The sequence below is a fragment of the Ruegeria sp. BHSB064 genome (assembly GCF_059613205.1).
This window is the reverse complement of the sequence record NZ_JBXWSB010000006.1, coordinates 61,138-84,082: the sequence shown is the minus strand read 5'-3', so window position 1 is coordinate 84,082 and position 22,945 is coordinate 61,138. Positions and strand designations below refer to the sequence as shown.

General features: G+C 60.3%; 21 protein-coding genes and 1 riboswitch. Of the genes, 2 read left to right on the top strand and 19 right to left on the bottom strand.

The features are described 5' to 3' along the window. The 12 genes from AC2FNU_RS02830 to cbiE all read right to left on the bottom strand — a co-directional run. Nucleotides 1–1,474, bottom strand: a 1,474-nt coding sequence (locus tag AC2FNU_RS02830) for an OpgD/OpgG family glucan biosynthesis protein (protein WP_496784607.1), incomplete at its 3' end; no start/stop codon positions are given. Then, complete coding sequence (locus tag AC2FNU_RS02825; protein ID WP_496784606.1) at nucleotides 1,471–2,688, bottom strand: OpgC family protein; 1,218 nt, start codon at nucleotides 2,686–2,688, stop codon at nucleotides 1,471–1,473. The genes AC2FNU_RS02830 and AC2FNU_RS02825, both read right to left, overlap by 4 nt. Before the next feature lie 28 nt (nucleotides 2,689–2,716). Further along, nucleotides 2,717–4,087 carry a tetratricopeptide repeat protein gene (locus AC2FNU_RS02820; protein ID WP_496784605.1) on the bottom strand — a complete coding sequence of 457 codons (1,371 nt, stop codon included), beginning with the start codon at nucleotides 4,085–4,087 and terminating at the stop codon, nucleotides 2,717–2,719. A 179-nt stretch (nucleotides 4,088–4,266) separates the two neighbouring features. Then, nucleotides 4,267–5,451, bottom strand: a complete 1,185-nt coding sequence (locus tag AC2FNU_RS02815; protein ID WP_496784604.1) for a CaiB/BaiF CoA transferase family protein — start codon at nucleotides 5,449–5,451, stop codon at nucleotides 4,267–4,269. Further along, nucleotides 5,438–7,057 carry a thiamine pyrophosphate-binding protein gene (locus AC2FNU_RS02810; RefSeq protein ID WP_496784603.1) on the bottom strand — a complete coding sequence of 540 codons (1,620 nt, stop codon included), beginning with the start codon at nucleotides 7,055–7,057 and terminating at the stop codon, nucleotides 5,438–5,440. Before AC2FNU_RS02810 ends, AC2FNU_RS02815 begins: the two co-directional genes overlap by 14 nt. Before the next feature lie 79 nt (nucleotides 7,058–7,136). After that, the gene (locus AC2FNU_RS02805) at nucleotides 7,137–7,595 is read right to left on the bottom strand and encodes a DUF302 domain-containing protein (protein WP_496784602.1); all 459 of its coding nucleotides are present in this window, start codon (nucleotides 7,593–7,595) and stop codon (nucleotides 7,137–7,139) included. A 91-nt stretch (nucleotides 7,596–7,686) separates the two neighbouring features. Continuing rightward, a complete protein-coding gene (gene cobF / locus AC2FNU_RS02800; protein WP_496784601.1) occupies nucleotides 7,687–8,424 on the bottom strand; it encodes a precorrin-6A synthase (deacetylating) in 738 nt (245 codons plus the stop codon). Beyond that, entirely contained in the window at nucleotides 8,417–9,145 is a 729-nt protein-coding gene (cobA, locus tag AC2FNU_RS02795) for a uroporphyrinogen-III C-methyltransferase (RefSeq protein ID WP_496784600.1), read from the bottom strand. The genes cobF and cobA overlap by 8 nt, the downstream gene beginning before the upstream one ends. Next, entirely contained in the window at nucleotides 9,142–10,458 is a 1,317-nt protein-coding gene (locus AC2FNU_RS02790; RefSeq protein WP_496784599.1) for a cobyrinic acid a,c-diamide synthase CobB, read from the bottom strand. The genes cobA and AC2FNU_RS02790 overlap by 4 nt, the downstream gene beginning before the upstream one ends. Continuing rightward, entirely contained in the window at nucleotides 10,451–11,245 is a 795-nt protein-coding gene (gene cobM / locus AC2FNU_RS02785) for a precorrin-4 C(11)-methyltransferase (protein WP_496784598.1), read from the bottom strand. The genes AC2FNU_RS02790 and cobM overlap by 8 nt, the downstream gene beginning before the upstream one ends. Beyond that, nucleotides 11,242–11,622, bottom strand: coding sequence for a cobalamin biosynthesis protein (locus tag AC2FNU_RS02780; protein ID WP_496784612.1), 381 nt, complete (start codon nucleotides 11,620–11,622; stop codon nucleotides 11,242–11,244). Before AC2FNU_RS02780 ends, cobM begins: the two co-directional genes overlap by 4 nt. Continuing rightward, on the bottom strand, nucleotides 11,619–12,818 hold the full coding sequence (gene cbiE, locus AC2FNU_RS02775) for a precorrin-6y C5,15-methyltransferase (decarboxylating) subunit CbiE (protein WP_496784597.1): 1,200 nt from the start codon (nucleotides 12,816–12,818) through the stop codon (nucleotides 11,619–11,621). The genes AC2FNU_RS02780 and cbiE overlap by 4 nt, the downstream gene beginning before the upstream one ends. Between cbiE and AC2FNU_RS02770 the strand changes: the two genes are divergently transcribed. After that, nucleotides 12,817–13,548 (top strand): cobalt-precorrin-6A reductase, encoded by a 732-nt coding sequence (locus AC2FNU_RS02770; protein ID WP_496784596.1) that lies wholly within the window; start codon nucleotides 12,817–12,819, stop codon nucleotides 13,546–13,548. The two genes, cbiE and AC2FNU_RS02770, sit on opposite strands and share 2 nt — an antisense overlap. Here AC2FNU_RS02770 and cobJ read toward each other — a convergent pair. The 7 genes from cobJ to AC2FNU_RS02735 are packed head-to-tail and all read right to left on the bottom strand — an operon-like array spanning nucleotide 13,539 to nucleotide 21,500. Then, on the bottom strand, nucleotides 13,539–14,303 hold the full coding sequence (gene cobJ / locus AC2FNU_RS02765; protein ID WP_496784595.1) for a precorrin-3B C(17)-methyltransferase: 765 nt from the start codon (nucleotides 14,301–14,303) through the stop codon (nucleotides 13,539–13,541). The genes AC2FNU_RS02770 and cobJ overlap by 10 nt on opposite strands. Beyond that, nucleotides 14,300–15,028 carry a precorrin-2 C(20)-methyltransferase gene (locus AC2FNU_RS02760; protein ID WP_496784594.1) on the bottom strand — a complete coding sequence of 243 codons (729 nt, stop codon included), beginning with the start codon at nucleotides 15,026–15,028 and terminating at the stop codon, nucleotides 14,300–14,302. Before AC2FNU_RS02760 ends, cobJ begins: the two co-directional genes overlap by 4 nt. After that, nucleotides 15,025–15,654: a precorrin-8X methylmutase gene (locus tag AC2FNU_RS02755; protein ID WP_171091005.1), complete on the bottom strand. Its 630-nt coding sequence runs from the start codon at nucleotides 15,652–15,654 to the stop codon at nucleotides 15,025–15,027. Before AC2FNU_RS02755 ends, AC2FNU_RS02760 begins: the two co-directional genes overlap by 4 nt. Continuing rightward, on the bottom strand, nucleotides 15,654–16,775 hold the full coding sequence (locus tag AC2FNU_RS02750) for a ferredoxin-like domain-containing protein (protein ID WP_496784593.1): 1,122 nt from the start codon (nucleotides 16,773–16,775) through the stop codon (nucleotides 15,654–15,656). Before AC2FNU_RS02750 ends, AC2FNU_RS02755 begins: the two co-directional genes overlap by 1 nt. After that, a complete protein-coding gene (gene cobN, locus AC2FNU_RS02745) occupies nucleotides 16,772–20,065 on the bottom strand; it encodes a cobaltochelatase subunit CobN (protein ID WP_496784592.1) in 3,294 nt (1,097 codons plus the stop codon). Before cobN ends, AC2FNU_RS02750 begins: the two co-directional genes overlap by 4 nt. 3 nt (nucleotides 20,066–20,068) lie before the next feature. After that, a complete protein-coding gene (gene cobW, locus AC2FNU_RS02740) occupies nucleotides 20,069–21,124 on the bottom strand; it encodes a cobalamin biosynthesis protein CobW (protein WP_496784591.1) in 1,056 nt (351 codons plus the stop codon). 1 nt (nucleotide 21,125) lies between these two features. Then, a complete protein-coding gene (locus AC2FNU_RS02735; RefSeq protein ID WP_496784590.1) occupies nucleotides 21,126–21,500 on the bottom strand; it encodes a DUF1636 family protein in 375 nt (124 codons plus the stop codon). Between the two features lie 94 nt (nucleotides 21,501–21,594). After that, nucleotides 21,595–21,811: riboswitch (cobalamin riboswitch) on the bottom strand. A gap of 146 nt (nucleotides 21,812–21,957) precedes the next feature. On the opposite strand from AC2FNU_RS02735, the gene AC2FNU_RS02730 reads away from it, so the two are divergent. Continuing rightward, complete coding sequence (locus AC2FNU_RS02730) at nucleotides 21,958–22,914, top strand: NAD(P)-dependent oxidoreductase (protein WP_496784589.1); 957 nt, start codon at nucleotides 21,958–21,960, stop codon at nucleotides 22,912–22,914. The last annotated feature ends 31 nt before the right edge of the window (nucleotides 22,915–22,945 follow it).

Below are 22,945 nucleotides of genomic sequence, written 5' to 3'. Positions count from 1 at the left end.
CCTCTGAGGCTGGCTGTTTGTCTTTCAGAAGCTGTGCGCGCAACTCGATATGGTTACGGTCTCCGGGCTGGAAAGAAAAGGCCAGGCGCAGCCCACCGGTGTCGGGATTGCGTTGCAGAACACCTTCCGAGGTTTCGGCATGAGGCGAGTCAACAAAGATCGAGATATCATCGATGTCCTCGAACAGTTCACTGTCTTCAAAATCAATGACAGCCAAACGGCCTTCGCCAAATGTGTTGTCGCCCATCGCGGTGTTGATGACGCGCGGCATCGGCGTACGCTGAGGCTCTTCCCCCCAGATCAGGCGATAGGACAGGTCGACCTGACTGCCTGCCGCATAGGGCTCAGCCGGGCGCCAATAGGCAACGATATTGTCATAGATTTCCTGATCTGCAGGGATTTCCACCAGCGTCACAGTGCCTTTGCCCCAATCCTGATTGGGTTCGACCCATAAACCGGGGCGTTTGTGATAATTCGCTTCCAGATCGGCATAGTCCGAGAATTCGCGCTTGCGCTGCATCAGGCCAAAACCGCGCGGGTTCGTATCAACAAAAGACGAGATCTGCAGACGGGTCGGGTTGGCCAGCGGCCGCCACAAAACCTCACCCGCGCCATTGCGGATCAGCAATCCGTCACTGTCATGTACGGCGGGGCGGAAATCATCGAACCGGCTGTGGTTGGTCTGGTCGAACAGGAACATCGACGTGCCCGGCGCAATTCCGACATGGGGCAGCTCTTCGCGTGGGAACAGCGTGGCCTCAACATCCATGACGCAGTCTGCACCTGCTGTGACGTTGAACCGATAGGCCCCGGTCACGCTGGGGCTGTCCATCAAGGCATGCACAACCATATTGCGCTGGCCGGGTTCGGGGCGCTCCAGCCAGAAGCGGATGAATTCGGGGAATTCCTCGCCATCGGGATCGCCGGTCTTCAGGGCCAGACCTCGGGCGGACAGGCCGTATACCTCGTGCAGACCAATGGCGCGGAAATAGCTTGCGCCTTGCCAGACGCAGAATTCATCTGTTTTGCCGGGGCGGTGCATTTCGGTCCGAAGGCGCAGACCTGAAAAGCCCAGCGTATCGTCGATGGGCAGTTGCGGTACGTCTTCGGATTTGTCGAACATCGCCAGATCGAAAGCGACTGGCGTGGTCATGCCGTTTTCAACCGTTTCGACCTTGACGGTGCGCGGGAAGTACAAGCCGGGAGTGAAGAAATCCACGTTGAACGGGGTCTCGGTCTCGTACCAAAGCGCGCGGTCCAGGCGGAACCGGATCGAGCGGTATTGCTGATAGGTCAGGTCCTGCCATTCCTGCGGAACCATATCGCGTTCCGCATAGGGACGGCTGGCCAGATCACGCGCCATCTCGATCACATAGTTACGATCAAAAGGTACTTCGCCGCCCGTCGCATAGGCTGACGGGGCAAAAGCCAGGGCGGTCGTCGAAACGAGGAATGCGCGACGGGTAAAGTTCATTTCTTGGTCTTCCAGGGTTGTGACTTGAACCACGCTGCCAAATAGGCAACGCCGATGATCATCGCAAAGCCAATCATGTTGGCGACAAAGACACTGGCAACATCCCGCCCAGATTGGTCCAGCGCAACGCCGATCAGGCGGGCTGCGGCCATGGAAAACACAAAGACCGCAAGGGATTGCTGGCCGACCTTTGTGATAACCGCCAGCAGGACTTGCCAGACCCGCGCGCCCACACTGTGCCCTGTTGCGATCAGGCGGTGGCCATGCTCGCCCGCCGCGACCCAACCCAGATAAGCCAGCGACAGGAAGTGGACATAGCGCAGCAGGCCAAATTCAGTTTTTCCACGCAGGTCTTCAGTCAGGGGCCAGCCCTTGCGGATCACAGCGCCCAGATCGGGCGTGGCGGTGTTGATCCAGGTAAAGACTTTCCACGACCCGAACGGAGCCGACAGGACGACAAAGGCAATGGCCACCCAAATCAGGGTTTTCGAAACGGGTGGGGCGGGAATCCAGCCGCGCATGAAGGCGAACCCTGTGAAGAACAGCAATTGCCAACCGAACGGGTTAAAGAACCATTGACGGTCCGACCATGGCTCGGCCGGTAATGCCAATGCGCCGGTCTGAGCAATAAACCAGATGCTGACCGATACTGCTGCCATCAGCCAGAAACTGACCCGATACAGCGCCATGTAAAGCGGCATCAGCGCCAGAACCACAAGATACATCGGCAGGATGTCAAAATAGTTCGGCACGTAGGTCAGTGTGAAAATCCCAACCATCTGCGAGGCCGGATCGTTGAAAAAATGCTGCAGGTTCAGGGACGAGATATAGGTTTTCTCGAACGCACCTGTCTGGTCCAGCGCAGCCATGGTCATGGCTACGAAGAAAAACAGACAGATATGCGCCCAGTAGACCTGCCAGATGCGGAACGCCACACGCGCTGTCCCCATCCACCAGCCCTTGCGCAAAAACGCACCGCCAAAGGCAATGGCCGAGGCCATGCCTGAACAGAACACAAAAATTTCTGTCGCGTCGGAATAGCCGAACCTGGCCGGAATCCATCTGGCCCAGGGATCGTTGGGAATATGGGCAATGAGGATGATGAACATCGCGATCCCGCGGTAAAAGTCCAACCGTGGATCGCGCGTGCGGGCAGGGGCCGCGGCAGGGGTCGCAGCTGGTGCAAAATCAGAAGCGGGCGATATGGTCGCCATGCGTTTTCTGTCCTTCTAGATCGTCTTGTTATTCGGCGGGGACGCTTTGCACGTCGCCGCTATCGCGGGCCGCATCGATCAGGGCGCGGCGTGCGATGGCATAATTGTCTTCGCCTCCGGCACGCTTGGCACGACGGTCGTCCAGAATACGCTCGACCGCGTCCAGACGTCCGGCGCGCAGACCGGAATCGATGGTAATGCGTTCAAATACATCACGTTGCGCGTGGCTGCCACCGGCTAATTGCATCGACCCACGCGCCGCCAGAAGGTGATCGAAGGCGGTGCCATAATGGCCGTCCCCGAAGGCTTCCAACCCCATGGCTGCTGCAACACCCGGATCAGCCATACGGCGGGTGGTGTCGTCTTTTGCCTGGGCTGCGTCACGGTTCATGCGGCTCAGCATTTTGGAAGTTGCATCGGCGCGATTGTCGCCCGTCAGAGCCAGCAGGTAATGCAGGTCCGCGAAGATCAGGCAGCCATCTTCGGTGCGCGCAGCACTCAGATCGGCCAGTTCTTCCCAACGGTTGCCAACATTTACGCCCTCAAGCTCAAGCCGCGACAGAAGCGAGGTGGCGTTCGAAATGTCGCGGTAATCGTCGGTTTTGTCCTTGCGGATATGGGCGTCATACAGCTCCATCACCTGATCGACCTGTCCCAGATCCAGATGCATCAGGGCTTTGTGCCACCAGACGTGATAGCGGAAATTGTTGCAGTGCGCCCAGGCATCCTCGCGCCCTGCAAGCCAATCCAGACCCAGCTGCGCGTTGCCGGTCATCTCATGCACATGCGCCACCGCGTGCAGACCCCAGGCGTCGTCCGACACCATCCACAGCGCCTGACGGCCTGCGATTTCGGCCTTTTCATAGGCGCCGGTTTCCTCCAGCGCGAAAGAGTGACAGCCCAGCAGATAACCACGGCCCGGATGGTCGGGTTCGTAGGCTGGCATCACACGCTCGATCGACCGGCGCATACCTTCGGCATCACCCAGCACGAACCGAGTCGCGTGGCTTAGCTTCATCGCCAGTGTGTCCTGCGGGTGATCGCGCAGGATCGCCTCGAATTTCAGTACTGCCTGTGTCTGTTGTCCCGCCAAAAACAGCGCCAAAGCGTCCACGTACAAGCGCTCACGGGCCGAGATCGGCTGACGCTCCATCGCTGCATTTGCCGCGGCCAGCGCTTCGACTGCGACGGCCATCATCTCGCGTCGGCCCAGCAGCGCCATGAACAGACCTTTGACTGCGTGACCCAGCGCAAAATCAGGTTCAAGCTCAAGCGCTTTGCCTAGATGTTGGGGCGTGACGGCAGCATGCGCCATGAACCCAAGCAGAACACCATTCCACGCGTCGACCGCAGCCGGCTGGGTCAGGGTGTTCATCTGTCCAAAAACATCTTGTTTCATACTTGGGTCCAATCTGATTGCGGTATTTCACACTGTTCGATGTAACAGAGTGTGAGAGAGGGACGTAACAGTATCGACCCTGCTCTCGAATTGGTGAAATGCCGTGTGCGAAAAAGATGAAAAAAACCGCCGATTCAAGAGCATGTTTCAGCGAGTTGCCGCCTAAATGTGCAAGTATTTCAATCCTCGAACGGGTTTTCGGCGTTCAGAACGGCTTCAGTATCCGCTCCGCAGACCGGCGGCGGACTGCGATATGTTACAGGTGTGCGAGACAGATTGAGCGGATTCCCGATCAGACTGACAGGGCCCGGCTGGGCTTGCATGTCGATCTGCATGTGCCGTGCGGCGACTTGTTCAGTGTTGAAAACCTGATCCAGTGTTTGCACGGGGCCAACCGGCACTTTCAGAGCTTCAAGACCGGAAATCACCTCTTGTGTGTTCAGTGACTGCATCGCAGGTCGCAGGATCGCGTTCAGCGCGTCCCTATGTTCGAGGCGCGATGGGTTGGTCGCAAAGCGGGAATCTTCGGCCAGTTCGGTTCTTCCCAAAAAGCTGCAGAACTTTTTGAATTGCCCGTCGTTTCCAACGGCCAGAATCACATGCCCGTCAGCGGTTTCATAAACCTCATATGGTACGATATTCGGATGTCCGTTTCCGCGCCGCTGCGGGACATTGCCCGAGGTCAGGTAGTTGACACCTTCGTTGATGAGCCACGCAATCTGGGCGTCGACGAGCGCCAGATCAATCTGTTGCCCTTCACCGGTCAGGTCTCGGTGGCGCAACGCAGCCAGAATCCCGACACTCGCGTACATGCCACACATCACATCTGCGATGCCGACGCCCACCTTCATCGGCGCGCCATCTGGATCGCCTGTCAGCGACATGATCCCGCCATAGCCCTGTGCCATCAGGTCATAACCGGGCTTGCTGGCGTTCGGTCCGGTTTGTCCATAGCCCGAGATCGAGCAGTAAACCAAACTGGGAAACTCTTTCGACAATGTGGCGTAGTCCAGCCCGTATTTGGCCAACCCGCCGGGCTTGAAGTTCTCGATCAGGATATCCGCGTGTGAGGCCAGGCGACGGATTTCGGCCTGACCTTCGGCTGTGGCGATATCCAGCGCGACGGATTTCTTGTTGCGGTTGGCGGACATGAAATAAGCGCTCAGGTCCGAGCGCTTGCCCTCGGCATCTGTCACATAGGGCGGACCCCATTGCCTTGTGTCGTCGCCACCCGTGGCCGGGTTTTCGATCTTGATGACGCTTGCACCCAGATCACCCAGCAATTGCGTGCATGTGGGGCCTGCCAGAATGCGGCTAAGATCCAGAATTTTGACGCCCTTCAGGGGTCCCTCAGATGCGGCCATCATAGCCTCCCCGCTCAATTTCAGCAGCAATGACCGTAAAAGTCTCGGCCTTTACAGCAGCTTCCAACGCTGCGCGCAACTCGGTTCGGTTGCGAACCGTGTGACCATTGCCACCAAAGGCCCTCCCCATGGCAGCGAAATCGTGGTGGCCAAAGTCGACGCCCTTGTTTCCCATTTGTCTTTGACGCTGTTTCAATTCGATCAGAGCAAGACTTGCGTCCACAAAGACCAAAAAAATCGGGTTGCCACCCATTTCGGCTGCGGTCGACAACTCTCCCGCCACCATCAGAAAACCGGCATCGCCTGAAAAGCTGATGACAGGGCGCTGGGGTTCCGCCAGTTTCAGGCCGATGGCCATAGGAACCGCACATCCCATGGTGCACAGCGCCGAAGACTGGATCAGTCCCCGCTCTTCACTGCACTCCCACATCTGACTCAGCAGAATGCGGTGTGCGCCGCTGTCTGCTGTCGCCAGAGTCTCAGATGGAAGGGTCGCACGCGTTTCTGCGATGACCGCTGCGGGGCCCCATGCGTCATCACTTGGGAAGGCGTCTGCCAGCGCAGCTTTGACTTGCCCGGGCTCGCCGTCCGGCCACGTCGCGCGCGCCGGGTTGCCCTTGGCGATGGCTTCCAATGTCTCGCCGGTGTTGGCCACCAGATTCAGCCCCGCCTGATGCATGTAGTGATCATTGACCACGGCCGAGATATCGATAACGCGTTTGTCCTCGGGGTCCCAAATCTCGCGCCAGCCGGGGCGCATTTCGATTGGGTCATAGCCCAAACACAGCACCAGATCCGACTGTTCGACCAATGGTACCAGATGCTTGTCCGCCAACGGCGATAGACCTGCACCACCCAGACACAAAGGGTGATCTTCGGGTACCACGCCTTTCGCTTTGTAAGTGGTTACGAACGGTATGCCGAAATGTTCCACAAACGCCTGCACCACGCTGCGCGAGTCGTCATAAAGAACGTCCAACCCGATAATAGCGATAGGGCGCTCGGCCTCGGCCACCCAGCGGCGGGCTTTTTCCAAACACTCGCCGCCCGGGCTGACGGGTGCGACCTTGGACAAGCGGCGGCGTTTCGCCCCGGTCACTGGCGTGTCGGCGACCGAAATCGGAACATCGATGTGCACCGGGCCGGGGCGCGGCTGCATCGCCAGCGACACCGCCTTGTCGGCGATGACATCTGCGCCTTTGGCTGTCAGCATAAAAGTGCCCTTGGTGATCGAGCGATAGACCTGCGCGTGATCCATCACCTGATGAGTATAGGTCAGCGCCTCATCCGCATCGACGCACCCTGTCAGCACGACCATCGGCACACGGTCCTGCAATGCGTTGGCCACCACGTTGATGCCATTCATCGCGCCGGGGCCAAGCGTGGCCACCAGGATCGCAGGCGCGCCGTCGCGGTGATGCACGGCCTCGGCCATGAAACCGGCAGAGTTTTCGTGTTTGGTCAGATGAAAGGTGATGCCAGCCTTTTCCAGCGCATCGACCAGTGTCAGAACTTCGCCCCCCGGCATTCCAAAGGCGTGGCGGCACCCTGCTTCGTACAGGCGTTGGGCCAGAAGATCCGCGGCGCGGGGCGAGGGGTCACGCATAAGTCATGCTCCGAAAAAACCGTTTCAAAGCAGATTGCGGAGGACGCCCCCGGACGCAAGGCGGTTCACGCCAGTGTGACTATTTGACTGCGTCTTCGGCAACAGATTGAAACTTTGTGTCCAGTTCCGCGGCGATATCCAGCAAGGCTTGACCCCCTTCCGATGTGTAGGGGCCAAAAACAAAGCTTGGGGTTTTGTAAGACAGGGTGGCGGTGCCATCCTCATTTTCGGTGACATAAAAGCGGATGGGCGCTTCGATCATCGCATGGGTTGAGGTTTCAAGCACCCGCACTGCGTAATCGTTGTTGAAAGCTCCGATCACCCGGTTGCCCGGAATTGTGATTCCGCGCGCGGCCGCTGCCTTGGTAGGGCCAGCCTGTGTCACGACGATCAACCCGTTTTCCTTGATGGCGGATTTGGTGGCGTCAACCAGCTCTGAATAGGATTTGCCTGTCGGGTAGACGGCCCAGCCTTCCGGCGCGTCCTGCGACCAGACGGGCGAAGCGATCAGGCAGAGCAGGGGAATAAAGGCTTTCATGATCACGTCTCCGATAGAATGCTGAGACTTTTGTGCCAGACTTAGACGCGCTGCGCGGTCACAAACGCGTGTTCAGCGCGTGCAACTAACCTCAGCGCTTCTTCAGCACATAGATGTCCATGATCCAGCCATGATCTGCTCGTGCTTTGGCACGCGTATCCAGGATCTGTTGGGCGACCTGATCCAGCGGACCGTTGATCAGCAGCTCTTCTTTCATACCCACATAAGCCCCCCACCAGATGTCGAACTCTGCCATCTCAAGCGATTGGAACGAGCATTCTCCATCTAACATAACCGCTACTTTTGAGCCTGTTGCGGGCCATCCTTCATCCCGAATGCGGCGCCCGGTTGTCACAACATAAGGCGCACCCAGTTCATTGATCGGGATCGCGTGGGCCGCGGTCAGCGCTTGCAAGGCGGTAATGCCGGGGATCACTCTCGTTTTGGGTTTGGGGTCCAGCCGTGCAGCGATGCGCAGCGAGCTGTCATAGAGCGAGGGATCCCCCCAAATTAGCAAGGCCACATGTTGTGCCGATGGGTGGGTGTCCATAGCTTCTTGCCAGCGCAGGGCAATGGCATCGTGCCATTCGTCAACTCCGCGCAAATAGCCATCGTCCGCGCGGCGTTTCGGGATATCGAAATATGCGATCTGGGGCGCGGTATCGGTGACTTCGGCAATGATTTCCTCGCGCAGCCCGGCCAGATCGGCTTTGTTCTCTCCCTTTCGCGGGATCAGAATCAGATCCGCCGCCCGGATCGCCTGCGCCCCTTGAAACGTCACATGATCGGGGTTGCCCGTGCCGATGCCGATCAGGCTTAGGTCAATCATCTTCGAACTCCGCCAGCGGGCCATACAGGATCAGCGCCGGGGCTTTGCCAATCTCGGATTTCAACTGTTCCGCCAACGCGCCGATGGTGGCGCGCTGCAGCTTTTGATCCGGGGTAGAAACGGATTCTGCCATCAGCGCCGGAGTGTCCAGTGGCAGGCCATGGGCGTTCAGTGCTTCGACCAGCAGCGGGAAGGTGCGCTTGCCCATGAACACAACGGTGGTCGCTTGAGAATCCGCCAAAGCAGGCAGGTTCAGATCGTCCGGCAGTTCACCGTTGACGTCGTGGCCGGTGACAAACTGTACGCGTCGTGCGGTCAGGCGACGGGTGAGCGGAATGCCTGCCGCAGCCGCTGCTGCAATGGCAGAGGGGATGCCCGGAATGATTTCATACTCAATTCCAGCTGCACGCAGGGCCACAAGCTCTTCTTCCAGACGTCCGAACATGCCACCATCGCCGGACTTCAGCCGCACAACGTGCTGGCCGGTCTGGGCATAATCCACCAACAACCGGCTGACATGGTCCTGTTTGGGCGAGGGGCGACCGGCTCGCTTACCGACCCCGACAAGATCCGCATCCTCGCGCGCGTGGCTCAGGATTGGCCCGCTGCTTAGATCGTCGAACAGAATGGCATCCGCCTTTTGCATCCGGTCCACGGCTTTCAGCGTCAGCAATTCCGGGTCTCCTGGGCCCGAGCCGATGAAAGAGACAAAGCCGCTCATGCCGAGGCCTCTGCGATCAGGTGAAAGAAGGTGCCAGTGACGTTTCCGCGCACCGAGCCCGTCTGCGGGCCTTCTGCGCCTTCGGCATCAAACACACGCGCAAGCGGGGCATCAGGTTGGTCTACGATCGAAGAATAGTGGAATTCGTGCCCGCGCAGTGCTGTGCCTTCGGCAAATCCGGGCATGGAGGCAAGAAGCTCAGCCTTGCGATAGCCAAGGTTGAACTTGCGCTTTTGATAAGACGTCACCAATCCCAGCAAACCCGCCATTTTATGCGGCACGCCATCCTTGTCGATCAGCGTCTTCCCAAGGGTCATGTACCCACCGCATTCCCCATGAACCGGCTTGGTCTCTGCATGCTTACGCAGACCCGTCAGGAACGTGTTCGCAGCGGCCAGGGTTCCGGCGTGCAACTCAGGGTAACCACCGGGTAGCCAGATCAGATCGGCATCCGTCGCCGGGGCTTCATCGGCGAGTGGCGAGAAAGGCAGGATCTCGGCACCGGCTGCACGCCAGCCTTCCAGCAAATGCGGATAGGTGAACGAAAAGGCCGCATCCCGGGCAAGCGCGATCCGCTGAGCCGGGGGCCGCGGCAGCGCGGCTGACGATGGCCCGCCGGGGCCTGAGGAAGCAGCCCGCTTGATCGCCTCAAGATCAACATGTTCGCGTAGAAACGCAGCATAGCCAACAATGGCACTTTCCAGATCGGGGTGCTCGACAGCCTGAATGAGACCCAAGTGCCGTTCGGGCAGGGTCAGATCTCCGCGACGGGGCAGTACACCCAGCACCGGCAGCCCGGCTCGTTCCATCCCCAGTCGGGTCAAACGTTCGTGCCGGGGGCTGGCGCAGCGATTCAGGATCACGCCGGCAAAGGGCAGATCGGGGTTGTACATCTTGAACCCCAGCGCCGTCGCTGCCGCCGATTGCGCCTGACCGCCGACGTCCAGAACCAGAACCACCGGCCACCCCATGCGCGCAGCGGTTTCAGCACTTGACCCGTGGCCCAGCTCTCCGGGTTTGGCGACACCGTCGAACAGCCCCATCGAGCCTTCGGCCACAACGATATCCGCGCCCTCGGCCTGTGTTGAAATCGCGCTCAGCAATGGTTCTCCCATTGCCCAGCTGTCCAGGTTGAACGAGGCCCGTCCTGCGGCCGCCCGGTGAAAGGCCGGGTCGATGTAATCGGGGCCGCTCTTGAACGGTTGCACGGTCAGCCCGTCTTCGGCAAGCGCCCGCAACAGACCCAGCATGACTGTTGTCTTGCCGGTGCCCGAAGACGGGGCCGAGATAAGAATGCCGGGGGGATTAGTCATCACCGTGGCTCCAGCTGGACCACGGGCTGTCCGCGCTTTGCGGGCGATAGCGTCGGTCGTAGGTCTTGGAATAGAGGCAGCTTTCGTCGAAACCTTCGCCCGCCAGCGCCTGGCCAACCATAATCAATGCAGTGCGCGAGATTTTCTCGTCCAGCACGTCTTTGAGTGTTTCAAGCGTGGCCCGAATGATCTGCTCGTCCGGCCAGCTGGCGCGATAGACCACGGCCACAGGGCAATCTGCACCATATGCAGGTGTCAGATCTGCAATCACCTTGTCCAAATTGCCAATCGACAGGTGAATGGCCAGCGTCGCCCCTGTGCGCGCAAAGTTCTCCAGCGTTTCGCCCTCGGGCATCGAGGACGCACGCCCCGGTGTCCGGGTCAGAACCACCGATTGCGCCAGACCCGGCAACGTCAGCTCCGTTCCCAGCGCAGCAGCGGCAGCGGCAAACGAAGGCACGCCCGGTGTGACGCTGACCGGGATGCCCATCTCTTTCAGGCGGCGGATTTGCTCTCCCATAGCCGACCAGACCGACAGATCTCCGGAATGCAGGCGGGCCACGTCCTTACCCGCTTTATGGGCCGCGTCGATTTCAGCCATGATCTGATCCAGATCCATGGGCGCGGTGTTGATGATCTTGGCGCCCTCGGGGCAGTGGCTCAGGATCTCTTCTGGAACCAGAGAACCTGCATAAAGGCAAACGGGGCAGGATGCGATGATATCGCGCCCGCGCAGTGTCAATAGGTCGGCAGCGCCCGGTCCGGCGCCGATGAAATGAACGGTCATGTCTGTCCTCCGATGGCTATGGCGCAGGTCGCCAGCCGGTCGTCTGAAATCTGTCTGGGTGAGAGCAGCCGCGCGCCCGAGCCAAAAAGCTCTCTGGCTGCGGCCAATGCGGATGCTTCGGCCACGCTTCCGGTGCCATAGGTGGCACGGCTGCGGGTCGAGCAGGTGAGTGTGCGTTGCCCAGCCAAATCGGCTGCGGCAACGAAATGCAGGGGCAGAGACACCTCATTTGCGAAGGATGTCAGTGCTGAATGGCCTTCCTTGTCGGCAACGGTCGCCAAAGCCGTCACGTCATGTTTCGCAGTTGCCGCATCGTACGCAGCACGCAAACTGCCAGCCGTTGCTGTAGATGAGAAACCAAGGCCAGCAACGATCATAGCGTCACGCTCCATTGCACAACCGGGTATGCGGATTTCCAACCTCGCCGCGGCCCCAGAGGAGCAGAGTGCGCAAGTTCTATCCGAAGCAGATCACCGCCCAGGTCTTCGTGCCAACGTGCCAGCAGGGCCTCGCTTTCCAATGTCACCGCATTAGCGACAAGTCGTGTACCTTTGGGAAGCGCATCGCGCAGCCAGGCCAGCAGGTTGGCGCTCAATCCTCCGCCGATGAAAACGACATCCGGCAGGCTGACACCGGACAGCGCTTCTGGTGCGGTTCCGTGTATGACAGTCAGGCGATCCTGACCCAATGCATCGGCATTGCGACGGATGCGCTCAGCCCGATCGGCGCGGGGCTCGATGCTGGTCGCGGTCAAGGTTGGATCACACATCAGCCATTCGATGCTGATTGAACCTGTTCCGCCGCCGATATCCCACAGATGCTCGCCTCGTTGCGGGGCTAACGCCGAAAGAGTCAGTGCACGGATAGGGCGTTTGGTGATCTGCCCGTCAGTCTCAAAAATGTCGTCGGGTTTGCCAGACGCTTTGGACAGGGCAGGGCCTGCACCGGTAACCTCCAGTCCAACACAGACGGGATGATCGAACGTGCGCAATAACGCTTCGGTCAGCGAAACGGGTTGAATGTTTTCGCGCGGCCCACCCAAGGCTTGCATAACGTGCAGGGATGAGTCGGCAAAGCCGGTCTCTGTCAGGTAGGTCGCAAGTTCTGCCACGGCCTTTCCGTCGCGCAGCAACAGGATCGCGTGCAAGCCCGGTGCCAGATGAGGCCGCAGTCGGGTGAGGGGTGCGGCGTGCAGACCGAAGGTTAGGGTGCTTTCCAAGGGCCAGCCCAGCCGGGCGGCAGCTAGCGAAAAGGTAGATTGGCCGGGCAGGGCGACCCACTCACCGGCATCGAAATTGCGCGCAATGACAGAGCCTGCACCAAACCAGAACGGATCGCCCGAAGCCAGAACGACAGTCTGTCTTCCACGCAAGCCTTGCAGGATCGGTAGCCCATCCGAGAACGGCACCGGCCATTCGATGCGTTCTGCCTTGGTTTCTGGCAGAAGCGACAGGTGGCGCGGTGGCCCCATGATCACTTCGGCCCGGTCCAGCACTTGACGGCTTGTTGGCGACAGGCCATCAAGCCCATCTTCGCCCAATCCCAAAACGGTCAGCCACGGAGCTTTAGACATGACCAACCTCCTGATCCTTGGCGGCACAACCGAGGCCAACGCTTTGGCCAAAGCCATTGCGGAACAAGGGATTGCGGCAGTTTATTCCTACGCAGGTCGTGTGGAAGCCCCACGCCCGCAACCTTTGACCGTGCGGGTTGGCGGCTTCGGCGGTCCTGACGGTCTGGCCGGCTACATCCGTAAAAACGCGGTCACACACGTTGTGGATGCGACCCATCCATTTGCGGCCCAGATGAGCGGGAACGCGATTGAGGCGTGTCGCGCAACGCAGACGCCCTTGGCCGCGCTGACACGCGCGGCTTGGACGCCACAGCCTGGCGACAATTGGCACCACGTCCCTGACATTGCGGCAGCCGTCGCCGCACTGTCCGGCGACGCTCGACGCGTGTTCCTTGCCGTCGGCCGTATGCATCTTGAAGAGTTTGCCGCCCAGCCCCAGCACCACTACTTGCTGCGTCTCGTGGATGAACCCGACAGCTTGCCCCTGCCGAACGCGGAAGTCGTCGTTGCCAGAGGGCCTTTTACCCAAACCGAGGATCGCGCGTTGATGCAGCGCCACGGAACGCAATTGGTTGTGTCCAAAAACGCAGGAGGCATCGGCGCGCGGGCCAAGCTGGATGCAGCGCGCGCGCTGGGCCTGCCGGTGCTGATGATCGACCGCCCGGTTCTGCCAAAGCGGACCGAGCTTGCGACTGTCGCTCAGGTTCTGGACTGGCTGTCTCATCCCTGATCCTTATCAGGGGTGAAGCGTGGCGTGTAGACGATCGGTGCGCCGTTGCGTTCGATCACCCGAGTGCGGGATGACCCGACAATGACCACCGTTTGCATATCCGCCATCTCGGGCGTGGCTTCCGCCAAAGTCGAAATACGGATCGCCTCATCCGCTCGCGAGACCGCGCGAGCGAATAAGATCAGGCGTTCTGGCTCACATTCGTCACGCAGAATTTCCAGCGTTTTTACAAAACCTTCTGGGCGAGACTTCGAGCGCGGATTGTAAAAGGCCATCGAGAAATCGGCTTGTGCTGCCAGACGCAACCGCTTTTCGATTAATGACCACGGTTTCAAGTTGTCGCTGAGGTTGATGGCGCAGAAATCATGCCCCATCGGCGCGCCCGCCCGCGCAGAAGCGGCCAACATCGCGGTGATACCGGGCAGTACATCGATCTGAAGATCGAGCCATTCTGCCGGTCCGCTCTCCAGCGCCTCAAAAACGGCTGCGGCCATGGCAAACACACCAGGATCGCCCGAGGATACGACGACAACTTTCTTGCCCTCGGCTGCCATTTTCAAAGCATGTTGCGAGCGGTCAATTTCGACCCGGTTATCACTTGCGTGCAGGGTCAGGCCGGGGCGTTCGGCCACGCGCGCCACATAAGGGATGTAACCTACCACATCGGTGGCCTCAGCCAGCGCTGCGGTGACTTCGGGCGTCACCAGTGCCTCGTCGCCCGGCCCCAGCCCTGCAATCTTGACCCAGCCGCTCATGGCCGCCGTCCCTGGCCATGCACCACGATGATCGAGAAATATGGGGTGATCTTTTCACAGGCCTCCGACAGTTTTGTCACTGTCTGGTTCGGCATCTGCGCGTATTCCACGATCCACGCCCGGTCATAAAGACCCGAGGTTTTCAAAGCCCGCTTCACCTTGTCGATGTTCCGCCCGATCTTCATCACAACCAGCGCGTCGGTTTGCGCCATACGCTCGGCCAGAGTGTCTTCGGGCAGGGTGCCAACCAGCACGGTCAGCACATCATCACCCCATGTGATCGGGTCACCAGTTGCGGTCCACGCACCGGACATGCCGGTAATTGCGGGCACAACCTCCACCGGAGCTTCATTGCGCAACCGGTTATAAAGATGCATGAACGAACCATAGAAGAAAGGATCGCCCTCGCACAAAACCACGACGTCCTCGCCCTGTTCCGACAGCGTTTTCAGATGGGCGGTGCAATCCTCGTAAAAAGAGGCCAGCAATTCGTTGTAACGTGGGTCCGTGACCGGGATTTCGGTGGTCACAGGGTATTCCATAGGGAACTCGACCGCGCCTTCAGGGATCATTCCGTTGACGATCTTGCGCGCCTGACCGCTGCGGCCCGGCTTGCGGAAAAAGGCCACATGCCTGGCGTTACGTAACAGGCGATCCGCCCGGACGCTCATCAGGTCCGGGTCGCCGGGGCCTAGGCCCACACCGTATATGGTGCCCATGCTCATTCTGCCCGGCTTGCGATGGCATTGACCGCCGCCACGGTGATGGCGCTTCCGCCCAGACGGCCTTTGACAATGCAGGACGGCACCGGTTGTGCCTCCCACAGTGCATCCTTGGATTCCACCGCCCCGACGAAGCCAACGGGGCAGCCAATGATCGCGGCGGGGCGCGGGCAATCGGGGTCTTCCAGCATGTTCAGAAGGTGGAACAGGGCGGTTGGCGCGTTACCGATGGCGACCAATGCACCGTCCAGATGCGGCCGCCACAGTTCCAGCGCAGCAGCAGAGCGGGTGTTGCTCATCTCGGCCGCCAAAGGGCGCACGCGTTCGTCATGCAGGGTGCAGATCACTTCGTTGTCGGCGGGCAGGCGGAAACGGGTCACACCTTCGCTGACCATACGCGCATCACACAGGATCGGTGCGCCATTTTCCAACGCCGTACGGGCAGCCGTCACAAAACCAGGTGAGAAATGAACGAACTCTTCCAGCCCGACCATGCCCGCGGCGTGGATCATTCTGACAGCGACCTGTTCTTCATCCGCATCAAAACGGGCCAGATCAGCCTCGGACCGGATGGTGGCAAAGCTTTCCTTGTAGATCGCCGCGCCATCGGTTTCGTATGTGTAGGGCATCAGGTGAAGTCCATAGTCATGAGTGTTTCTGGGTCGAGCCCGCGCTGGCTGGGCTCATCCCCTGCGCGGCCCTGTTTTACAAGATCAAATCGTCCGCTTGCGCCCACCAATGTTATGTCGGCAGGCCCCATCCGGGCACAGCCCTTGGCGCAGCCCGAGACATGCAGTCGTCCGGGTATGCGCGCAGCCAAGGCGCGGGCGATGTCGCGGGTTTCCACCTGCGCCTGTGGGCAGAACGGTGCGCCGGGGCAGGCGTCGGTGGTCATCAGCGGGTCGGTGCCATCCGTGACAAACTCTGGTGCAGGTATCGCCGCCCCGCCTTCCAGCAGGATCAGCCGCCACGGCGTGACACGCAGGGCAATCGCGCCGCTGTCGTCAATCAGATCATAAAGCTTGCGCGCAGGCAGCGATCCGAAAGCCGCGCCATAAAGCGCGCCCAGATCACACAGGCCAGGTTGTAGTTTTGCGCCGATGGGACCGGGCGCATATCCTTGCCATTCCTGCGGCAACGCATCGACGACCCGAGCCATGCGGCGAGTTTCGGACGTGTATGTCGTTGAAAACCAAATGGCTAACGCGATCACATGATCAATGGCGTCGGCCTCGGTCACATGCCGCCCGGTTTCGCAGCCATCGGCGCGCAGGATCAGGCCGTCAACACCCGTTTCCAGACGAATATCCGCTGAATCCGTGTTCAGAAGCCGCGCGGGCCCGGTGTCGATGGCGAAGCCGAACTTGGCGGGCAAGGCGGGCAGCTCTGCCAATCGGTCGATCAGTTCCTGAGTCAGGCGCGCAGTCAAATCACCCGCCTGATACAGCGGAGTGACCAGAATATTGCGTCGCACTTCGATGCCGGGTTCCGCGTCCAGAAGGTTCAGCGCCGCGAGTTCCTTAAGCAGCGGTTGGTGGTCGTGCTCTTCCACGCCCCGCAATTGCAGATTGGCGCGGTTGGTCAGATCGATCGACCCGTTGCCAAACCGATCTGCAAGATCGCACAGACCCAGCGCCTGATCTGCTGTCAGACGCGCCAGCCGGGGCCGTACCCGCACAACCAGCCCGTCGCCGGACATCATGGGGCGATGGGCGCCGGGGCACCAACCCTGAACGACAGGAGCGCTCATGTCAGACCCTCCAAATCCGCCCGGATCGAGTTTCGACGGGTGTCCCAAAGCCCGGCCTCAAGCAACGCACGGAACCGGTCCTGCATTGCTTGATGAGCCAGAGGGTTGGCCTCTTGCAGGAAGGTGTCCACCTCTTCGTTGCCCAATGTGGCATCGTGGTAGAGGTCGAACAGGTGTGGTGCGACCGTCCCGGACAGATGCGCGAAGGACGCCATGTGATCCAGCGTCGCCGCGATTTCAGCCGCGCCCCGGAAACCGTGCCGCTGCATCCCCGCGATCCAGCCGGGATTTGCAGCGCGGGCGTGAACAACGCGGCTGATCTCTTCCGGCAGGGTTCGGGCGCGCGGGTTTTCCGGGTTGGTGTTGTCCAGATGGTAAAGCTGCGCGCTGCCGCCGGTGATCTTCTTAGCTGCGGCAAATCCGGCCTCATGCGTAGCGTAGTCATTGGCCAGCAGCAGGTCGGTCTCGGTCAGGTCTTGCAGGTGAACAAAGCTGTCGGCATTGGCCACGCGCTGAGTGATACCGTCTTTGTCCTGCGCGATATGGTCGCCTTCCAGCGCGAAAGAGCTGGCTTCCAGCCACGCCTCACCTGCCTGAACGCGCGCCTCTTCCGTATAGACCTCGGACAATTGGGTCATGTTGACGCCATAACTGCCGGGAGCCGGGCCGTATACGCGGGCCGTAGGGGCCAGACCTGCATAGGGGTTCCAGTCCGGCGCTTCGTCACGCGCAGACAGCGCACGAACGGCCTGACCATATAGCGCCGAAAGGGTCGGGAATACATCCCGGAACAGGCCCGACACGCGCAAGGTCACGTCCAGACGAGGGCGGCTGAGATCGGTGATCGGCAGGACTTCGATGCCCGACACCCGTTCGGAACCTTTGTCCCAAACGGGTTTGACGCCCAGTAGATGCAGTGCCATGGCGAATTCTTCGCCCGCAGTGCGCATGGTGGCTGAGCCCCACAGGTCTATAATCAGCCCTTTGGGGTAATCGCCTTCTTCCTGCAGATGACGGCGCACCAGTTCTTCGGCCAGTTTGACGCCCTGTGCATAGGCTGCGCGGGTTGGGACCGAGCGTGGGTCGATTGTATACAGGTTCCGCCCGGTCGGCAGCACGTCCGACCGCCCGCGATACGGGGAGCCGGATGGACCCGCCTCGATCCGTTTGCCCGCGAGCGCATCGATCAGGGCATTTCGTTCAGCATGGGCCGAAGCCGTCGGGTCGAAATTACCCGCCACCTCGGGCACGCGGCCAAAGATATGTAGCCCGTCACCGAACTGACTTTCCTTGATGTCACAGACAAAACGGTCGATCCGGGTGATCGCCTCGGCTGTGCAGGTGGCCCGATCCAATCCAAGATCGTTTTCCAGCCCGATGGCTTGTGCTTCGTCCCGGATATCTTCTTGCAAACGGTCGCGGCGCTTGGGGTCTAACCCGTCTGCGTTCGAGAACTCATCCAGCAATGATTCCAGCCTCACCATTCTGCCCGGCGTCCCGCTTTCCTTCATCGGCGGTGGGATATGGCCCAGCGTGACGGCCCCGATCCGACGCTTGGCCTGCGCGGCCTCGCCGGGATCGTTCACGATGAAAGGATAGATCACCGGCAGGTCTTGGATCAGCGCCTCGGGCCAGCAATCGGCAGACAGGGCCACAGATTTGCCCGGCAACCATTCCAGCGTGCCATGCGCGCCGATATGGATCAGCGCATCCGCACCCAGACCTTTGCGCAACCACAGATAAAAGGCGACATAGCTGTGACGGGGCGTGCGCGACAGGTCGTGATAATCGTCATCGCGCAGTTCGGGTGTTCCACGTTCGGGTTGCAGCGCGACAAGTGCTTTGCCCCGGCGCAAAGCTGTGAAGTGGAATGCACCGTCTGCAAAGGCGGGATCGTCTTCGCACTTGCCCCAAACCGTTTGAAGGTCGGTTTGCAATTGCTCGGGCAGATGGGCCAGCGCGTCCAAATACTCTTCCAGCGGCCAGGAAATGCGGGCGTCCAAAAGAGTCTCGGCGATCGGCTCTGCTGGCGCGGTGTCATAGCCTTCGTTCTGGAGATCGGACAGCATCGCCTCGGCAGATGCCAGCGCGTCCAGACCCACCGCATGGGCCATCTGCCAGTCTTTGCCGGGATAGGTCGAAAGCACCAGCGCGGGGGTCTGCTCGGCCTTCGGTTTGTCGTTCAGGCGCAGCCAGCCTGATACCCGGTCGATAATGGCTTCGATCCGTTCGGCCTCGGCCCGGTGGGCGAAGCGTGAGTATTCCAGATGAGGATCGCGTTTGCCCGGTTCTTTGAACGAGGCGATGCCCGCCGAAATCCGCCCGTCTACCTCGGGCAGTACAACATGCATGGCTAGGTCGGCGGGCGAAAGACCGCGTTCCGCTTCGGCCCAGGCTTTGCGCCGCGAGGTGGCCAGAGCGACCTGAAATACCGGTACATTTGCAGTGTCCAGCGGAGACGAGCCAGACGCGCCTTTGCCCGAAAAGGATGTGGCGTTGATAATGGCAGCGGGGGCCAACGCCACAAGAGTCTCGCGCAACCAATCGGCAGCTGTTGGCGCTTTGAGCGAAGGTGCGAACAGGCCCACCGCCGCAAATCCGCGCGCGCGCAAACTGCGGATCAGAGCTGCGACAGGAGCGGTGTCGGCCGATGTCAGATAGGCACGATAAAACGTGACGACGATACGTTTTGCGTCGTCTTCGAACGCGGCCTCTGCGGGGATCACGCCGCGATCAGGGCACCACGCCCCGAATTCAGGCAGGGTCTTTGCGCCCATCACCGGCCCGGCATAGAGCCCGGCTGCCAAGGCCATCTGGGCCAATGCGGCTTGCGCTGCGACCTCACCACCGGTGTCGCACAGATGGGCCAGACGGCGCAGCGTTGAAACGGGCAGGGTGGAATAATCATCCAGCCGCGTATCTTCGCGCCCATCCGCAGGCAGCACAGCCAGCGCGATCCCCTTGGCCTGCGCCAGCGCCAGAACCTGCTGCAGGCCGTAAGACCAGTACGGCACGCCGCCAATCAGGCGGATCAGGATACCCTTGGCACCGTCCAGCGTCTGCTCGACATAGGTGTCGACGGAAAGCGGGTGCTTGAGCGCGGTCAAATTGGCCAAGCGCAGCGTTGGCATTCGACCTTCGGGCCCGCCGCCACGATGCCAGCCCGCCGCGAAAGCGCCGAGGTCGCTGTCCGAGAAGGACAAGACAACCAGATCCGCCGGGCTTTGGCCCAGATCGGTCGGGGTCTCGGTTTCCTCGAGCCCGTGGCTTTCGCGGAAGACGACGTGCATGGGTTACTCGGCGGCCTCGGTCACGCCTGCAAGGATCGCATGGATCTCGGCCTCTTTGATGTCGTCATGCTCGGCAATGACCACCAGACGCGAGCGGCGTTCTTCCCCCGGTTCCCATGGGCGGTCGTATTGGTGACGGACGCGCGCGCCGACGGCCTGAACAAGTAGGCGCATGGGTTTGCCCTGAACGGCGGCATAGCCTTTGACGCGCAGGATGTTCAGCTCGGTCGCCAAACGTTCGATCTTGGCAACCAGATCGGCAGGGTCGGTTTGTTCCGGCAACTCTACGATGATGCTTTCGAAGTCGTCATGCTCGTGATCGTGATGACCGTCATGATGCGATGGGCGGGCATCCATGTCATCCTCGGCAGCCGCTTCCAGACCCAGTACAACGCGGACATCCACGACACCCTCGGCAACTTCGACAACAGGCAGGGGGCGCGGCGCTTCGGCGGCGATGACTTCCTTGGCCTTGGCCACACCTTCGGGCCCTGCAAGATCGGGCTTGGTCAACAGGATGATGTCGGCGCACGAGATCTGATCCTCGAACACTTCGGACAGCGGCGTTTCGTGATCGATCGAGTCGTCAGCCATGCGCTGGGCATCGACAGCTTCGACATTCGGCGCAAAGCGACCGGCGGCGACGGCCTCGGCATCGGCAAGAGCGATCACGCCATCGACAGTGATCTTTGAGCGGATATCCGGCCAGTCGAACGCTTTCAGCAGCGGCTTGGGCAGAGCGAGGCCAGAGGTTTCGATCAGGATATGCTCGGGGCGCGGCTCCAGCGCCATCAGGGCTTCGATGGTTGGGATGAAGTCGTCGGCCACGGTACAGCAGATGCAGCCGTTTGCCAGCTCCATAATGTTTTCCGCAGGGCAATCCGGGATGGCACAGGATTTCAGGATATCGCCATCCACGCCGACATCGCCAAACTCATTGACGACAACAGCCAGACGTTTGCCCTGCGGGTTCTGCATGAGGTGCTTGACCAGCGTGGTTTTGCCCGAGCCCAGAAAGCCGGTGATCACGGTGACGGGAAGTTTTTCGAGATTCGACATGTCAGGCTCCAATCGGGGGAATGCGCGAGGCGCAGTTTTTGCGGAAATGTTCAGGGCGTTCGCGCCATTTCACCAGGCCATCTTCGGTGGCCAGATACTTGGTCGCGCCGTCGACGATTACATCGACATGGTCCACTTCGTTCAGATTTTCGTAAACGAAAGTCCAGCGATCGGGACCGCCGCGCAGCACGATAGAACAGCCCTGATCACAGTTCGAAAGGCATTCGACAGGTTTCAGGGTGATGCCTTCGGGCAGTTCGGCTTGTTCCAATGCCCGGTGCAGCAAAGTGCCGGGGCGTTGCGCATCGTCTTCGACGGGCAGCCCGCGGCGGCAGGTCGTGCAGACCAGCAGCTCGACCGGTGTGGTCTCAGTCATGTCTCTCATCCCCCCAAATCCTCTTCGCGGGGGACGGGGTTTCAAGCGGGCCACGTGTTGCAACATGGACCCGATACCGGAACACCCCGCCCGGTTTCAACTTCGGGTGCTGGCAGGTCTCCCGGCTTGCGGATGTCAGAGGGCCGGTTCGTCTAGGTCCTCTGTCGGATGTCCCGCCTTCCCGGCCTTGGCCAGTGGCATTGGGCACCCTCTCCGGTCACGGTCGCGGGGGCGGCTGCGTTTGGCGGAAGATCCGTTGACGCATTCCCTTTTCATCGGCTCTTGCCGACACCAACGAATGGGTCATGCGGCACCGCTGGCCCGCTTGTCAAGCGCGTTGCGCGTAACATCAGGGGGCGGGTGTGAAAAGCGACCTGTGGTTGTCGTTGGGCGGCATGAATGGTCAGATAAATCCGTGGTCGCATGACGGGTACAAGCCAGCAGGGAGAGGCGACATATGAAAGTAGGATTCATCGGGTTGGGAAACGTTGGCGGCAAGCTTTCGGGATCCTTGCTGCGAAACGGGATTGATCTGACGGTACACGATCTGAACACGGATCTGGTGGCCGAGTTCGTCGCCCGCGGTGCAAAGGCGGCAGAAGGCCCCGCACAGTTAATGCGTGATTGCGATGCGGTCATCACCTGCCTGCCATCGCCTGCGGCATCAGATGCGGTCATGCAAGAGATGCTGCCCGAAGTGGGCCCCGGCAAGATCTGGATGGAGATGTCGACAACCGATGAGGCCGAGGTCAAGCGTTTGGGAGCCGAAGTGATCGAACGCGGCGGCGCGGCAGTGGACTGCCCGGTTTCGGGCGGGTGCCATCGGGCGGCCACCGGCAATATCTCGATCTTCGCGGGATGTGATCGTGCGACTTTTGAACGGATTCTGCCGTTTCTGACCACCATGGGGCGGCGTGTTTTGCACACTGGTGAATTGGGCTCAGCCTCGGTTTTGAAGGTGCTGACCAATTATCTGGCCACGGCCAACCTGATCACCTGCGCTGAAGCTCTGGTCACGGCAAAGGCGGCGGGTATGGATCTCAACACGACATATGAGGCGATAAAAATCTCGTCCGGTACGTCCTTTGTGCATGAAACCGAAAGTCAGGTCATCCTGAACGGTTCGCGCGATATTTCTTTCACTATGGATTTGGTCAAAAAGGACATTGGTCTGTTTCAGGAGGTTGCAGACCGCGCGGGGGTGCCTCTGGAAATGAACCCGGTCATGATCAAGATTTTTGAAGATGGCATTGCCCGGTATGGGGATCGCGAGCTGTCGCCGAATATCATCAAACGTCTGGAAGAGGCGACGGGTTTGGACATAACAGCCCCCGGTTTCCCGCAGGAGATGGAAGATGATGAACCGGAAGAGCCGGGGTATGAGGTTGTCCCGCAAGGCCGGGGCTCGGCGTAGAGGTTTAGCCTGAGCTTACCAACGAAATGTC